Origin of the sequence: Xanthomonas cissicola (genome assembly GCF_008801575.1) — a bacterium.
Taxonomy (GTDB): domain Bacteria; phylum Pseudomonadota; class Gammaproteobacteria; order Xanthomonadales; family Xanthomonadaceae; genus Xanthomonas; species Xanthomonas cissicola.
On the sequence record NZ_VZPL01000057.1, the window covers coordinates 1 to 14,414 of the forward strand.

Consider the following 14,414-nt stretch of genomic DNA (forward strand, 5'->3'; position numbering starts at 1 on the left):
AGATTTCCCGGCGGGTCTGCTTGCGCTTACCAAGGCCCTCGGCGTCACCAAACGTCAGTTGCATGGATCACTCCTCAACGTAGGTGTGTAGTGTCGCGCATCTGGGGGCGTTGTTCAGAGCTTCCCTAAGCCGCGAGGTACGCGTCATCGGATCGTCCTCGCAGGCCCTCCACCTCGGAGACCAATTGTGCAAGGCCATTGTGGCCGCCGACATCAAGGAGGCCTCAGCGCTGATCGCGCTGGAAACCATCAATCTCCTGGCGGGCGTCAGCGACGAGCCATTCCGCATGAATTTGCGCCGGCGTGTCGCCGAACGATTGGCCCAAACGCCAACGGTCAACGCCACCTGACGCTTTTCCTTGTTTCCACCCACCGGGGTCAATTCCCGGTGACGGGGATTGACTCCATGATTACCCTGCTGGAGAAACCCCATGTCCCAGAATCCCAATCCCTTTCTTCGCGGCTACTGGAATCTGAAAATCGTCCGCACGCTGTCCATCAGCTACGAGGACGGAAGCCCGTATGTCTGGCGATTTATCCACGCGAGCCAAGCGCATCTTTCCGACAACGACCTGATTTCATCGCCTTGCATTCTCACCAGCGACTTCGCATTGATCAGGGGCGGCACCGACATCCTCAGCGACGAACTGATGGCCGAGTGTGATGCTGTTGAAGGTGTGAACGGCGAAGGCATGGTGGGTGCCGTGGTCTATGCCATCTATGGCGACGACCTCGACGGCCTCCCGGTCCACGTCGGAGATACCTATTCGGCCGAGGCCGCACGAGAGGTAGTGCAGCGACTGAGTTTCGAGACCGGCGTCTACAGCCGGTGCTGGGAAATCAGCACTGGCCATATCACCGAGGAAGCCTGGCACTACCTGGCGGATCTTGCGGATCTCGCCACGCCGGAGGGGTTTCTGTTCATCGCCTTCCGTGTTCCGTACAGCCCGGTGATCGGCGTCAAGCTGATCTCCACTCCGTGGACGGACGAGCACCTGGACGCTGCCGAGGGTCTTACTACCGCGCAAGTTAGGCAGGAGCACCGGAGCAAGGGCATGCCGGAAGACTTGGCACAGATCCTTGGACTTGCAGGCCAGGCCGACGTGCGCATTCTCATCCTGGACGCCGACGCGCCAGTGTTGCCGGGGCTCCCACTGAACGAGTCCTAGCGGCCGCGCACTGCGTCAACCTTACTTTTCGTTATCCATGCCAGCCCGTTTCCCATCAGGGTGCCGGGCTGCTTCACTTTTCACAGGAGCAACCTCATGTTCCCGAACCTCATGACTCCCTCCGCCCAGGACTTCGAGCAGCACTTCGGAGCCTGCGTCAACGCTATGTGCCAGGGTGATGCCATCGGGCAGACCCTGGTGTTTGAGCGCGACAAGGGCAAGCTGCACATACGCCACATCGCTACGCAGGACCTTGTGTACACCGACATCGACCGCTACGAGATGGTAGTGTTCGACGGCAGCAACACCAGCGGCGATTGTTGGAAGCACGTCTTCTTTCCACGGCAGCGCACGCACTTTTTCGTGTACGACGCCTGACCCCCAGCCCCTCAACCGAGGGGCTTTTTCTTGCACCCAGCCCCGGAAAGCGGGGGCGAGACGGTGCCGTTTCCTACGGGCGGAACGCTCACCCAAAGGCCATTCTTGTTCCATGTTCGTCGGCGTTGCCGACACATGCCCAGGCCGCCGAGACCTTCAAGGCTGCAAGTGCGGTAAACCGCACAGGTCGTTTCATTCCAAGGACGCGTCCGCGTCCATCAACGCCACCCACAAGGGACCTCTCCCTTGCGGGCGGGGAATCCCTTGTTTCTTCCTCAAGGAGATTTCCCATGGACCGTTCCCTCGTCAAATCCATGATGCCTTCGCTTGTCGCAGGCCATGTCCCTCGCAACGTGCGGTCGTTCAAGTACCGCGTGTTCGATGATCAGCCGCAGTCTTCGACATTGGGCTTCGCCATCGATCCCCTACCCTTCGATGGGCGCGTGGTCGTGGTGACGGACGACACCATCGTCGTCAAGCTCAAGCCCAGCGAGTTCGCTGTGCTCGATCCCAAACTGGTGACCGTCGTTCCCACCGAAGGCGCCAATGTGCATGTCCAACCCTACGCGCGGCGCCGTTTCGACGGACTGCGCGCGGACACTCCGGAAGTACGCACCGAGATGACGTCGGACGGCGTCCCCTACACCGTCAAGACGCACCTTCTTGGATCCGCGCAGGCCAAGCTTCCCATCCCCACGCCGCAGTGCATGGAGCTGGGCCAGCTCATCGAGCAACTGGAGGAAATGCCGGCGCCCGATGGCTTCCGACGCATTACCCATATGCTGGTCGATGCGGGCGCTCGCGATTTCTCCTGGGTCGATCCGAAGCCGTCCAAGATCATCGAGACGCCTCCGGCGATCAGCTTCACGGTCTCGACCGCGAAGTTCGAGGGTCAGGTGAAGGTGCTGTACGACCGCGCGGGGGATACCTACGTGGTGGAGCTGCACCGAGACGGCGAATTGGTCGATCGGCATGACGAAGTGCATTTCGACATGCTCGGCGAAGTGTTAGAGCAACTCATCGACGACGGGCGTTGGCGCCTGATCGACGTGAGTGTCATCAAAGCGAAGGCGGCTCGACCACGCCAGGCGCTGCTGGCATGACGCCCCGCACCGAAGCCAGACGGTTCTTCGGCTGATCCTAGCCGCCGTCACGGCGTTACAGCCCTTCTGTCCATGTGCCCCACAGGCTCTCCATCCATTCGGGTGGAGGGCCTTTTATCTATCCGACACAGGAGATTTCAACCATGTCACTGCGATTCAAAGGCTCCGACCTGCGCCCCGTGTTGACGGAGGCGATCGCCAAACAATGCCGCGTCATCCTAGTCAAGGACCAAGGCGTGTACTTCCTTGCCGAGCACGGGGAGCGTCGCCCAGGTGGACGCGTGAAGCTGCTGGCCTATGCCGTCGGCTGCAACCCTGACACCGATCCGTTTGACAACTGGTGGGAACTGGCGCGCGACGAACTAGGCGGCGACGACTTCACGGAGTACTTCGATCCGAAGGATGGCGTATTCGATCGCATGCTGCACTCCGCAGACGATCTGATACTGTCCGCCACCGCCACGCATCTGTCGCTGGAGGTAGTGCCTTCCGCATAGCACGGCTTGCTGAGTCAGATTTGCGATCCAGCGTTCGGCAATGTCCCGAGTGAGCGAATACCCGGACCGGCCCAGGCATTGATGTAGTATTCCAGAAGAAAAAAGGCCCTTCACTCATTGAGTAAGGGCCTTTCTTTTTAGAATGGATTCAGAGCTATTTATCCACGCTTGAACAGGCGTTCGTGCATCCACCCATCGTTAGTCAGGATGACTGCCGCCTTGGCCTGTACTTCTCCCTGAGTCTGCTCCGCAAAATTCTTGTAATTGGCACGCATGACTTCCGATTTGGCCCAGTCATCTGCACCGTCCACCTTGTAGCGGTAGTTCACCTGCGACAGCTTTACGCCCATCATGTCGCTGGGTTCGGTGAAGTTGTCCACTTCCACGACGGTGTACTTGCCGGTGCAGAAGGCATCTTGTGCAGCCAACGTGTTTGCACCGTTGGCGACGAGAAATTTCTTGCCGGTATCAGTAATTTGGTATTCGGTGGCCGGCTCCATCTTGTTGCCGAACATGGCTTTGACTTCGGTGTCTCGCTTAGTCAGCAGCCCCGCATCGACCAGCGCATCGGCGCGCTTCTTGTTCTGGCCGCCCAGCATATCTTGGTTCGCCAGGGTGAACGGCAAGCCCTTTGCAGGAATCGCAGCGCACAGGCCCTTCTGAGTGTCCAGGTACGCCTGGATGGCCTTGCTGAAGTTGCTCTTGTTAGCGTCTTTGGCGCTGCCGCACGCGGCAAGCGTAAGGGCAAGGCTGCTGATGGCAACGATCTTGATGGCTGTATGCAAAACGAGCTTCCTCTGTAGGTTAAGACAAGCGGTTATTCATTTTGGCAACGCGATTAGGCGATGCGCGGTTCTCGGCATGGCGGGTAGCTTCTAGTCGGTTTGTAGAAGCGGACGGAGCGGTCCGAGGGTGCGGTGAAGCGTCTGTACCAACTGTTCCGCTCGAACGTGGGTGTTGCGCTTGAGCATCTGCATAGTAGCCATGAGTAATCAAGAATGAGGCTCACGCCGCATCACTTTACCGAAAATTTAACTGACCACAACTTTAGAAAAATCCCCCGACACGGTGCGGGACCACACCACGTTCCAACTATTCGAGGGGCGTTTTGAATCCGAGCATCTTGCGCGGACGATTGTAGAGCCGCTGCTCAATCGACCGCAGGTGCGCATTGGTGATGGTGCTGAAATCGGTCTGTCGTGGCAAGTACTGGCGGGTCAACCCGTTGGCATTTTCGTTGCTTCCTCGCTGCTATGCGCAGTACGGATCTGCAAAATAGAAATCGCTCTGCAAGCAGGCAGCAATGAGCCGATGATCAGCGAAGCGTGCTGGTTGCGGCGCAGTTCGCGGCTGATCGTGCTGGGCGCACGCGCCACTGCGCCGGCGATGGCCCGCATCGACATACAAATTTCATATAACGCATGCAGACGGTATCGTTCTGCCAGATCCAGGCGGCGGGATGACATGGGCAACTCCACTTGGCGGTGAAGTCGTTCAGGTCTGGTCGCCTGCACCACTTCACAACCGTTGGTGTTGCGATCCACAGTTGGAGCCGCCAATTTTATTAATATTTTTCTGATTATGTCATCTCTACCGCTGTAACTGATGTGGCAGACGTTGGTCGCCGTGGACAAAGGGAGGCGCTCGGTTACCGATTCATTGCTGCTCCACACATGAGGCCCGGCCATGCTGCCCCCATGCCTGCTGACGTTGTCAGCAACATGCCAGGCAACCATCGGTCTTCGAGGTTGCGGCGCAGTTCCCACTGCGTGACCGAGCCAGCTCGCACCGCATCCATCTGCGAGCGACCACCGGCCTGTTCGGTGGCGGATGCTTTCGCCTTATCAACCCATCGCGGGGTTACGCACCCTTCCCCGCTTGCGTGGCTTGGTGTGCCTCCGCTTTTCCCAATGGAGATCACCATGAACACCACGTCCAACGAGAAATCGTATTTCGATCTGCACACCTCGGGCATCGGCTATCTGCAACGTGCTCGTGAAGTACCCGTCAGGGGCGGCCGCCGTGCGCAGCCTTTCCTGGCATGCACCATCGCCGCGCTGGTCGGCCCCGCCAGGGACCCAAGCTACCGCTACTTCGATGTCAAGGTCTCGGGTGCCGAGGCCAAGAAGCTCGTTCAGCGCTACATCGGCGTTGACGATCCCAAGCAGCGCCCGCTGGTGCGCTTCCGCCTCGGCGACCTATGGGGCGATGCGTACATCCGCGACAAGGGCGAGCACCAGGGCAAGGCCGCAGCGTCCCTCAAGGCGCGACTGCTCAAGGCCGAGCTGATTGAACGGGACGAATTGGCTTCGATCAAACAGCACGAGCTGATCACCCGCGGCATCGGCTACCTCAACCGTCCGAAGGACGTCACCCCCAAGGATGGCGATCCGTTCCTGTCGTGCTCCATCGCCGCGCTGGCCGGACCTGTCGATGAACCGGAGTATCGGTACTTCGACACGATCGTCTCCACCCCTGAAGCCGAGCATCTGGTTCGCCGATGCGTGCAGGCCATCGAAGGGGATCGCAAGGTGCTGATCGCCTTCCGTCTCAACGACATGAAGATCGATCCGTACATCCGCACCAAGGGCGAGCACGCTGGGGAACCTGCCGCGAGCCTTGAATCGACGTTGGTTCACATCGGTCTGATCAAGATCGACGGCACCCAGGTCTATCCGACGAGCCAGACGCAAGCCAAGGCGCCGCCGGCGGAGGACGCATCCGCGCCCAAAGCCGACAACGTCATCGACACGGCCGCCGACACCGTTTCCGACCAGCCTATCGAGTCCGCCGAGCGCGAGTCCGAAGGTGCAGTCGAGGAGCAGGAGCCTGCATTGGTTGCTTCGTTCTGATCCGGCTTGGCCCCTCACGGGGCCTTGCCGCTTTTTCCTAGTTTCTCAAAGGAGAGCCATCATGGCAGTCACATCGGTGCCCGATAGATCGGTATCGCCCATCGTCGTCCCAGGCCAGCTCACACTGCGCATCATCCGCGGTAAAAACGGCCCGTTCCCGGTCGGTCGACTCTCCACACACCTTGGTGTGTTCGAGGTCAAGGACCCTGAACTAGAGCAGTACCCCGAAGGCAAATACGACGGGGAGTTCGTCATCAGGTACATTTTCCCGAAGTCCTACCCGGTCGGCGGCGGCATGCGATTTGAGATCCGCGCCAGCCTCGACGGAATGACGCTCAACGGCATCGACAAACTGAGCTGTGACGAAGCACGCAGCTTCGCCACCCATGACGTCGATCCCCTCGATGAGGAACTGTGCACGCAGCCGGTGGCAACCCCGGCCAGAGCATCCCGGCCCGCCAAACCTGCCCCCGTGCAGGCATCGGCAGACCCGCTGGTCGATACCACGCCGTTCGGTGTGGATGCGCAGCCGCTCGATACGTCTGCCGCCCCCGGCAGCACCGAAGATCCGGACGCCACGCTTTTCGGCGGGCTGTGGCCGCTGGGCGAATCTGTGAAGCTTGATTCGACCATCGACCGCCGCGCCCTGCGCGCGCAGATCGCCCGCCTTGGCGAGCTGGATTTCGCGCTGGACTTCAAGACGCAAGAGTGGAGCCGACAGGCCGAGCTGCAACCTGCGTGATCACAAGCACCGCATCCGTGGTGTCCTTCATCCACCCGTCGGGGGTTACTTCCCCATGCGGGGAGGCTCCCGGTTTTTTTCCTGGAGGTCTCATGTCCATTATCACTTGCGATACAACCCGTTGCGCGCTGGATGAATCCGCGTGGCGGGCTCTCTGCGAGACGGCAGCCGCACAAGCCATGAAAGGTTGCGGTCTGTCTCACGACTACTACGTTGAACGCTTCAGTTCGGCAATCGACACGCAAGTTGGTCGATTGCCCGAATCACAGCGCGCACAGGCCTTGCAGATTGCTCAGAAATGGGACTACGCAACACCTGCCGCTCGGCAGGAAGCCCAGGACTGGAATGCTGAAAACGGCTACTGCTCGCATGGCATCGAACTGGGTTACTGCCCGGCCGGTTGCGATTCGTACTGAGAACTAGCACTGAGTTTCATAGCCGCACACTCGGCAGTTCGAGCCGGACTGAGCGACTTTCTTCCACTCCGTGGGGCAGTACCTGCCCCACGGGCGGTGCTGTTCCCGCTCATCCGAGGACACCACCATGTTTATAAACACTTCTTCCACCACGCTGTACCGCATTGACGAATGCCCGGACGTGATGGCCGACGCTTGCGTCGGCGATGACCAAGGCAACCTGATCTTCCTGTCGATATGGGCGCGAGACACCGCCGTCCAGCAGTTCCTCGCTCGCCTGACCCTCGGGCGCGATGAGCAGGGACTAGACCAGTTCCACGTCATCACTGACCAGAGCGGCAGCGTCCCGATGTTCATCGGCAACGTCGATCGCCTGGAAAAGCGCGTCACGCGCGCCTATCGGCGAACGCGGTTCGGCTCTCTCTCCAACGTGTGGCTGTTCGACCGGCGCTGCGTCAAGCCCGACAAAGCCAACGCCAGCGCGCTGGCATTGCTGCCACGCGACAGCGCCCACCGGCTCGACCGCCTGTGGATGCTAGTGCGGGACACCTGCCCGTTGCCGCTGCTCGATCACTGGCGCGAGACCGTGCTGGAACTGCTGCAAACCCGCGAGATGCTGGCCCGCCTTCCGTTCGCCCTCGGGCCGCTGGAAGGCCATCGGCTCGCCATCGACGTGCCGACGCTGACTCTGGCGCTGGGCTCCCTTATCCGCAGTGATGTGCTCACCGCCTATGCCCATCCGGCCAAGATTTCTACGCCGGAAGCGGTAGCGGCTTGACCCACCCGTGGAGCACGCCTTGGCGTGGTTCCGTCATTCATCCCCGCCAACCAGGAGATTTCCATGGCCCTCATGTTCCCGCGGCTAGCCCGCAATTTCGTGAAAACCGGGTACTTCCCCACGGATGACCCCACGCTCGAAAGAGCCCTCAACGCACTGATGCCCAGCGATGGTCCGATGTGCATCCTCGATCCCTGCGCAGGCGAAGGCGTGGCGATCGCCGAAGCCGCCCATGCTCTCGGGCGCGAGCAGGCCAAGGCGTTCGCTGTCGAGTTCGACGCGGAGCGGGCGCACCATGCCCGCGGCCTGGTCGATCACTGCCTGCACGCGGACCTGATGGACACGATGATTTCCAAGCAGTCCTTCGGGCTGCTCTGGCTTAACCCTCCGTATGGAGACGTGTCCAAGGACGTCAACGGCAACATCGGTTACCAGGGCCAGGGCCGCGCCCGTCTCGAAAAGCTGTTCTATCAGCGAACCTTGTCGCTGGTGCAGTACGGCGGTGTGCTGGTCTTCATCGTTCCGAGCTACGTGCTCGACGCGGAGCTGGTCGGCTGGCTGACGCGTCACTACACGGACATTCGGATCTACCGAGCAGTGGAGACGCAGTTCAAGCAGGTGGTGATCTTTGGCCGCAGGATGCGCCAGCGCGAGCAGGCGCCAGATGGCGTCAAGGCCATGCGTAATCTGCTGCTGCAGGTTGGGCTTGGCGAAGTCGAAGCCGAGGAGCTGCCAAGCGAATGGCCGTTTCTGCCTTACATCGTCCCCGCCAGTCCGGCCGAGCCGGAGCATTTTTTCCGCGTGACGATGGAGCCGGAGCAGTTCGCCGATGAGGTTGGTCGGCTCCAAGGCCTCTGGCCGTCGCTGGACACGCACCTGGGGGCCGCGCAGCAGTTGCTGCGTCCACCGGCGCGTGCTCTTTCGCACTGGCATCTCGCTCTGGCCCTGGCCGCGGGCGCGATATCCGGCGTGGTGCGTTCCAAGACGGGGCGCCTGCTCGTCGTCAAAGGTGACACCCACAAGGAAAAGACGCTCCAGAGGGAATTCACCGAACGCGACGACGGCTCCATCGCCGAAACCCGGATCCTCACCGACAAGTTCGTCCCCGTCATCCGCGCATGGGATATGACGCCTGGCTCCCCGACACGGGGCGAGGTGTTGACCATTCGCTAATCCCCGGACGCCTGACGTCCCGCTGCACTTCATCAAAGGAGAAACACCATGCTCTCACGTCTGTTCCAGCGGCGTGCGCCGCAAAAGCAACCGTTGTTCGCACCGGCCTCCTTGCAGCTGAGCGAGAAGGTGCATTGGCTGGCCCGCAGAGGCCTCATCGATCCCTTGGCTTATGTGCAGCGCCATGTGCGCGGCGATTGGGGAGAGATCGACGAGGCGACCGGCCAAGCGACCGGCCAAGCCAACGATGTCGCACTCCAACAGGACAACCTGATGATCTCCTCCACCGGATCACGTCGGAACTGGTGCTGATCGTCAAGACCAGCGAAGACCACCAGACCACGGTTGTCCAGCTTTCCGAAGAGCGCGACATGATCTGAAGGCAGTCCATCGTCATCCCATCCACCTGACGGAGCCACTTCACTCCGCCAGGGGGTCGTGGCTCAAAGTTTCTTCAAGGAGGAGCCCATGGCATCACATCGAATCGAAACGTACTGCCGGGAGCTGCTGTTTACCCCCGGCGCACTCGTCCTCAGCGCAGACATCGACCGCTTGGTTCGCGCCGGCTGCCTGGATCCGCTTCCGTACTTTCGTCGCCACGTCCGTGGCGACTGGGGTGATGTTACCGAGGAGCAATGGCACGCCAACGGCATCGCACTGCAATCGGGTGCCTTGCTGGAATCGCGCTACTTGGTCAGCCCTGATCTGAGCCTTCGCATCGTCACCGATGAGAAACGCCATTTCACCCTCATCGTGCTGCCGTCCGAGGACTGAGCACGTTTCCCCCGCAGGCCGCCAGCGCCTGCGTTTTCCATCCACAGTCGGCCGTGTGCCGATTGAGATTGATCTTCCCACCCGGGGCATGCCATTGCCCCGCTGGGGATGGTGATGCCCCATTTTTTTATGGAGCATCACCATGTCCCTCGATCTTGAATCTACTGCTGCACAAGCCACGCCCGTGCAGAGCGAACTGCTCGACGCGGAATCTTCCCCTTTGACCCTGAGCCTTCAGGATTTCGTTGGTGAGTTCGGCGACGAACTGCTCGACTCCCTCAATCGCGCCAACCCGCCGGTCTATACGGGTCAGCCGCAAACGCGCCGTCAGCTCATCGTCGCCAGCCTCAAGCGCAAACTGTTTGAGGCCCAGGCGGAAGTCGTCCATGCCGCCGCCGAGTTGCTGATCGACCGTGGCGAACGCGCCGCGATCGTCAACGGCGAGATGGGTTGCGGCAAGACGACCGTCGGCATCGCCACGGCCGCCGTTCTCAACGCCGAGGGCTACCGCCGCACCCTGGTTCTTTCGCCACCGCATCTGGTTTACAAGTGGCGGCGCGAGATCCAGGAGACAGTCGCCGGCGCCAAGGTCTGGGTACTCAACGGCCCCGACACGCTAGTCAAACTCATCAAACTGCGCGAGCAGTTGGGTGTGCAGCCCACGGGCCAGGAGTTCTTCGTCCTTGGGCGTGTTCGGATGCGGATGGGCTTCCACTGGCGGTCCGTCTTCACCCGGCGGCGCACCCGCCACGGCGACGTGGCAGCCTGCCCGGACTGCGGCCATGTCATCACAGACCTCGACGGCGAGCCGGTCAATCCGATCGAACTCGACGCCGAGGAGTACCGCAGGAAGTGCAGCCATTGCGCCGCACCCCTGTGGACGCTGATCCGCCCGAGAAGCCTGTCCGGTAGCGACCAGTCTTCGGCCGTCCTCAAAGCCTTGAAACGGATTCCCACGATCGGGGAAGTCACCGCGCAGAAGCTCATGAAACGCTTCGGTGATGGCTTCCTCGCCTCGATGTTGGGAGACAACGTGCATGAGTTCATCAACCTCATGGACGGCAACGGTGAGCTGGTGTTTTCCGACCGCCAAGCCACCCGCATGGAACGGGCGATGGCGAATATGGAGTTCGGGTTTGGCGAGGGTGGCTACCAACCGTCCGAGTTCATCAAACGCTACCTGCCGCAAGGCACGTTCGACCTGCTCATCGCTGATGAAGCGCACGAGTACAAGAACGGCGGCAGTGCCCAGGGCCAGGCCATGGGCGTGCTGGCGGCGAAGTCGCGCAAGACGCTGCTCCTCACCGGCACCTTGATGGGCGGCTACGGCGACGACCTGTTCTACCTGCTGTTCCGCGCCCTGCCTGGGCGGATGATCGAAGACGGTTACCGCCCGTCCACGAGCGGCAGCATGGCCTCGGCCGCGATGGCGTTCATGAGGGACCACGGAGTCCTCAAGGATATTTATTCGGAAAGCACAGGTACGGCGCACAAGACCGCGAAAGGCTCGAAAGTCAGTGTCAGAACGGTCAAGGCCCCAGGTTTCGGCCCCAAGGGCGTGCTGCGCTGCATCCTGCCGTTCACGGTCTTCCTCAAGCTCGAGGACATCGGTGGCAACGTCCTGCCTCCGTATGACGAGGAGTTCCGTGAAGTCGCGATGGACACGGCACAAGTCGCGGCCTACCGCGACCTGGCGGGTCGGCTGACCGCAGAGCTGAAGCAGGCTCTGGCGCGACGCGATACGACTTTGTTGGGGGTGGTCCTCAACGTACTGCTGGCCTGGCCGGATTGCTGCTTCCGGTCGGAGACCGTGTTACATCCGCGCACGCGCGATACCTTGGCGTTCGTCCCGGCTCAGTTCCACGAGTTCGAGATCAGCCCCAAGGAGCGTGAGCTGATCGACATCTGCAAGCAGGAGAAGGCGCAGGGGCGCAAGGTCCTGACCTACACGGTCTATACCGGCAAGCGCGACACCACGTCACGCCTGAAGGTGCTGCTGGAGCAGGAAGGCTTCAAGGTGGCGGTGCTGCGCGCGAGCGTAGATGCCAGCCGCCGTGAAGACTGGATCGCCGAGCAGTTGGACCGCGGCATCAATGTGCTCATCACCAACCCCGAACTCGTCAAGACGGGATTGGACCTGTTGGACTTCCCGACGATCGTGTTCATGCAGTCGGGCTACAACGTGTACTCGCTCCAGCAAGCGGCACGCCGCTCCTGGCGCATCGGGCAGAAAGAACCCGTGCGAGTGATCTATCTCGGCTACGCCGGCTCCTCGCAGATGACCTGCTTGGAGTTAATGGCCAAGAAGATCATGGTATCGCAGTCCACCTCGGGCGACGTGCCCGAATCGGGGCTGGATGTCCTGAACCAGGACGGTGATTCTGTCGAGGTCGCATTGGCCCGACAGCTTGTCGCCGCCTGACTATCTCCACTTACGGCCCTTCGGGGCCGTTTTTTTAACCGTTACCGGCAAATCAGACGCGGCGTGATTCGCATTGTTTGCTGTTGCACACGTCGTTAGCGGTGATGGTGAGGGCTCGATGTTTCAGGACGCCGAGCTATGTGCCCTTCTCCACTCTGGTTTCATCATCCCGAACGCCGCCTGCTGGCGGGAATCCTCGGCCTGCTCTGTTCGGTGCTGGCTGGCGGCTGCGCGACGACCGCGGCGCCGCACGCGCCCGATGCCATCGAGGAAGCCTCGCCCGCACCGGAACCCGAGGCGCCGCAGTTCATTCCGGTCGTGCGCTATGGACGCTACACCCTGGTGGAACTGGCCCCGATGGCGGCGCAGCGCGACCTGCTGCTGCAGACCGTCGATGTCTCCATGCCCGCAGATGCACGCGCCACGGTCGGCGACGGACTTCGGCACGTGCTCAAGCGCAGCGGCTACCAGCTCTGCGAGACGGCGCACGCCGTGATCGAGCTATACGCGCTGCCGCTGCCGGTGGCGCACCTGAATCTGGGCCCGATGACCTTGCGCAATGCGCTGCTCACTCTGGCCGGCCCCTCCTGGGAGCTGCATGTGGATGACCGCACGCGCCAAGTCTGCTTCGAGCAGGTCCACGGCGACGCTACCGCGCCGATGCCCGAACCGCCTGCCGCCGACGCGATGCAGACGTTTCCCCTCACGGGAGGCCAATCATGAACAACGCCTCGCAGCCTTCCCGGCGAGCGACTGCCGCCGTAGTCGTGCAAAGCCTACTCTGGCTTTGGCTGATCAGCCTGAGCGTCTTAACTGCCGTGAACTATCAAGCGATGAACGACCTGACCGACCTCAAGCAGGTCGATTCCGGCCTGCAGCGCCTCCAAGCGCAGGTCGCCGGGCTCACCGAAACCACCCAAGCCTTGCAGCAGCGGCCGGCAGCCGCAACGGCGGCAGGACTGCAAGACACCCGCCAGGCCCTGGACGCCCGCATCGCACATATCGAGCAGACGCTGTTCGGTCTTGCCTCCATGGACGACCTTCAGGCGCTGCGCGCCGAGGTCGAGCAGATCAAGACACGACAGGCGACGACACGTTCGGCTGCGCCTGTGAAGCCGCGCCCACAGAGCAAGCCCACTGCCGCCAAGTCTGAGCTGGCCCCGCTGCCATTCCGCATCGTAGGCGCTGAACTGCGTGCCGGCCAGCGAAGCGTATCCGTCGCCCCGGCCGAGGGGAATTTCACCGCCGACCAGGTGCAGGTACTGCTGCCCGGCGACGCGGCCGGTCCGTGGCGCTTGCAGGGCATCGAAGGAAATACCGCCGTGTTCCAGGCGGGCGAGCAGACCCGCCGCCTAGCGATTCCCTGACGCAGAGACCATGCGATGAAACACTGTCCCGTTCTCATTCTATCGCTGCTGGCAGCGCTGCACCTGCCGGCTTCGGCCCAGCAGCCTGCCACCGCTCAGTCCCGTAATATGCCCAACCAGGAGCGGCCCCTGGCAGGCCGCATCCTGGACGACCGCGTGGCGCGCGACTGGGGCCTGCAACCGCAGGATTGGGCGCGCTACCGCGAGCTGATGGAGGGACCACTCGGCATCTACTCACCGAACCTGGACCCGCTATCGGCCTTGGGAATCGAGGCCCGCACCGACGAAGAGCGGCGGCGCTACGCGGAGTTGCAGGTGCAGGTCGAAGCGCGTCGCGTGGAGAAGCTGCTGGCGTACCAACGCGCCTACGACGAAGCCTGGCAGCGGCTGAACCCTGGCATGCAGCGCGTGAACCTGCCCGATGACAAACCAGGCGCCGCCGTGCGCAGCAGCGGCCGCATGGCAGTATTCATTAAGGACGGCTGCGCCGCATGCGGGCAGCTCGTGCAACGCCTGCAAACTTCGGGCACCGAGTTCGATCTGTACATGGTCGGCAGCCGCCAGGACGACGCGCGTATCCGCGACTGGGCCAAGCGCGCGCAGATCGATCCAGCACGAGTGCGCAGCGGCAGCATCACGCTCAACCACGACGGCGGCCGCTGGCTGTCACTGGGCCTAACCGGTGATCTGCCGGCCGCCGTGCGCGAGGTGAACGGTCAATGGCAGCGTCAGCCGTAGCCGCT

17 protein-coding genes and 2 pseudogenes are annotated in these 14,414 nt (G+C 61.9%); 16 read left to right on the forward strand and 3 right to left on the reverse strand.

Annotated features, from left to right (window positions below; translation table 11 throughout):
- Positions 1-200 precede the first annotated feature (200 nt).
- From F7R02_RS18845 to F7R02_RS18865, 5 genes are all read left to right on the forward strand, one after another.
- On the forward strand, positions 201-350 hold the full coding sequence (locus F7R02_RS18845) for a hypothetical protein (protein WP_235857543.1): 150 nt from the start codon (positions 201-203) through the stop codon (positions 348-350).
- A gap of 81 nt (positions 351-431) precedes the next feature.
- On the forward strand, positions 432-1,169 hold the full coding sequence (locus F7R02_RS18850) for a DUF5983 family protein (RefSeq protein ID WP_078591417.1): 738 nt from the start codon (positions 432-434) through the stop codon (positions 1,167-1,169).
- A gap of 96 nt (positions 1,170-1,265) precedes the next feature.
- Positions 1,266-1,547 (forward strand): hypothetical protein, encoded by a 282-nt coding sequence (locus F7R02_RS18855; protein WP_029996179.1) that lies wholly within the window; start codon positions 1,266-1,268, stop codon positions 1,545-1,547.
- Between the two features lie 290 nt (positions 1,548-1,837).
- Entirely contained in the window at positions 1,838-2,650 is an 813-nt protein-coding gene (locus F7R02_RS18860; protein WP_078591416.1) for a GTPase, read from the forward strand.
- 143 nt (positions 2,651-2,793) lie between these two features.
- The gene (locus F7R02_RS18865; protein WP_078591415.1) at positions 2,794-3,147 is read left to right on the forward strand and encodes a DUF3085 domain-containing protein; all 354 of its coding nucleotides are present in this window, start codon (positions 2,794-2,796) and stop codon (positions 3,145-3,147) included.
- A gap of 158 nt (positions 3,148-3,305) precedes the next feature.
- Here the strand turns inward: F7R02_RS18865 and F7R02_RS26445 are convergent, their stop codons facing one another.
- The 3 genes and pseudogenes from F7R02_RS26445 to F7R02_RS27350 all read right to left on the reverse strand — a co-directional run.
- Positions 3,306-3,932 (reverse strand): SEN1982 family lipoprotein, encoded by a 627-nt coding sequence (locus F7R02_RS26445; RefSeq protein WP_078591414.1) that lies wholly within the window; start codon positions 3,930-3,932, stop codon positions 3,306-3,308.
- A gap of 307 nt (positions 3,933-4,239) precedes the next feature.
- Positions 4,240-4,473: pseudogene (locus F7R02_RS26975) on the reverse strand (IS30 family transposase); the annotation flags it as partial.
- Positions 4,474-4,538: 65 nt separating this feature from the next.
- Positions 4,539-4,883 (reverse strand): annotated as a pseudogene (locus tag F7R02_RS27350) (hypothetical protein); the annotation flags it as partial.
- Positions 4,884-5,069: 186 nt separating this feature from the next.
- Here F7R02_RS27350 and F7R02_RS18885 point away from each other — a divergent pair.
- The 11 genes from F7R02_RS18885 (at position 5,070) to F7R02_RS18935 (ending at position 14,409) form a co-directional block, all read left to right on the forward strand.
- The gene (locus F7R02_RS18885; RefSeq protein WP_011269726.1) at positions 5,070-5,999 is read left to right on the forward strand and encodes a DUF3577 domain-containing protein; all 930 of its coding nucleotides are present in this window, start codon (positions 5,070-5,072) and stop codon (positions 5,997-5,999) included.
- A 61-nt stretch (positions 6,000-6,060) separates the two neighbouring features.
- Positions 6,061-6,741, forward strand: coding sequence for a DUF3275 family protein (locus tag F7R02_RS18890; protein WP_078591413.1), 681 nt, complete (start codon positions 6,061-6,063; stop codon positions 6,739-6,741).
- Positions 6,742-6,833: 92 nt separating this feature from the next.
- A complete protein-coding gene (locus tag F7R02_RS18895; RefSeq protein WP_078591412.1) occupies positions 6,834-7,157 on the forward strand; it encodes a hypothetical protein in 324 nt (107 codons plus the stop codon).
- Positions 7,158-7,284: 127 nt separating this feature from the next.
- Positions 7,285-7,935 carry a hypothetical protein gene (locus F7R02_RS18900; RefSeq protein ID WP_078591411.1) on the forward strand — a complete coding sequence of 217 codons (651 nt, stop codon included), beginning with the start codon at positions 7,285-7,287 and terminating at the stop codon, positions 7,933-7,935.
- A gap of 39 nt (positions 7,936-7,974) precedes the next feature.
- Positions 7,975-9,108, forward strand: coding sequence for a DUF6094 domain-containing protein (locus F7R02_RS18905; RefSeq protein WP_268874999.1), 1,134 nt, complete (start codon positions 7,975-7,977; stop codon positions 9,106-9,108).
- A 48-nt stretch (positions 9,109-9,156) separates the two neighbouring features.
- Positions 9,157-9,420 (forward strand): methyltransferase, encoded by a 264-nt coding sequence (locus tag F7R02_RS18910; RefSeq protein ID WP_425478588.1) that lies wholly within the window; start codon positions 9,157-9,159, stop codon positions 9,418-9,420.
- Between the two features lie 156 nt (positions 9,421-9,576).
- Entirely contained in the window at positions 9,577-9,882 is a 306-nt protein-coding gene (locus F7R02_RS18915) for a hypothetical protein (RefSeq protein ID WP_033482588.1), read from the forward strand.
- A gap of 142 nt (positions 9,883-10,024) precedes the next feature.
- Positions 10,025-12,304, forward strand: a complete 2,280-nt coding sequence (locus tag F7R02_RS18920) for a helicase-related protein (RefSeq protein WP_078591409.1) — start codon at positions 10,025-10,027, stop codon at positions 12,302-12,304.
- A 138-nt stretch (positions 12,305-12,442) separates the two neighbouring features.
- Positions 12,443-13,027 (forward strand): PFGI-1 class ICE element type IV pilus protein PilL2, encoded by a 585-nt coding sequence (gene pilL2 / locus F7R02_RS18925; protein ID WP_078591408.1) that lies wholly within the window; start codon positions 12,443-12,445, stop codon positions 13,025-13,027.
- Positions 13,024-13,671: a hypothetical protein gene (locus F7R02_RS18930; RefSeq protein ID WP_078591407.1), complete on the forward strand. Its 648-nt coding sequence runs from the start codon at positions 13,024-13,026 to the stop codon at positions 13,669-13,671. Before pilL2 ends, F7R02_RS18930 begins: the two co-directional genes overlap by 4 nt.
- 15 nt (positions 13,672-13,686) lie before the next feature.
- Complete coding sequence (locus F7R02_RS18935; protein ID WP_078591406.1) at positions 13,687-14,409, forward strand: TIGR03759 family integrating conjugative element protein; 723 nt, start codon at positions 13,687-13,689, stop codon at positions 14,407-14,409.
- Positions 14,410-14,414 lie beyond the last annotated feature (5 nt).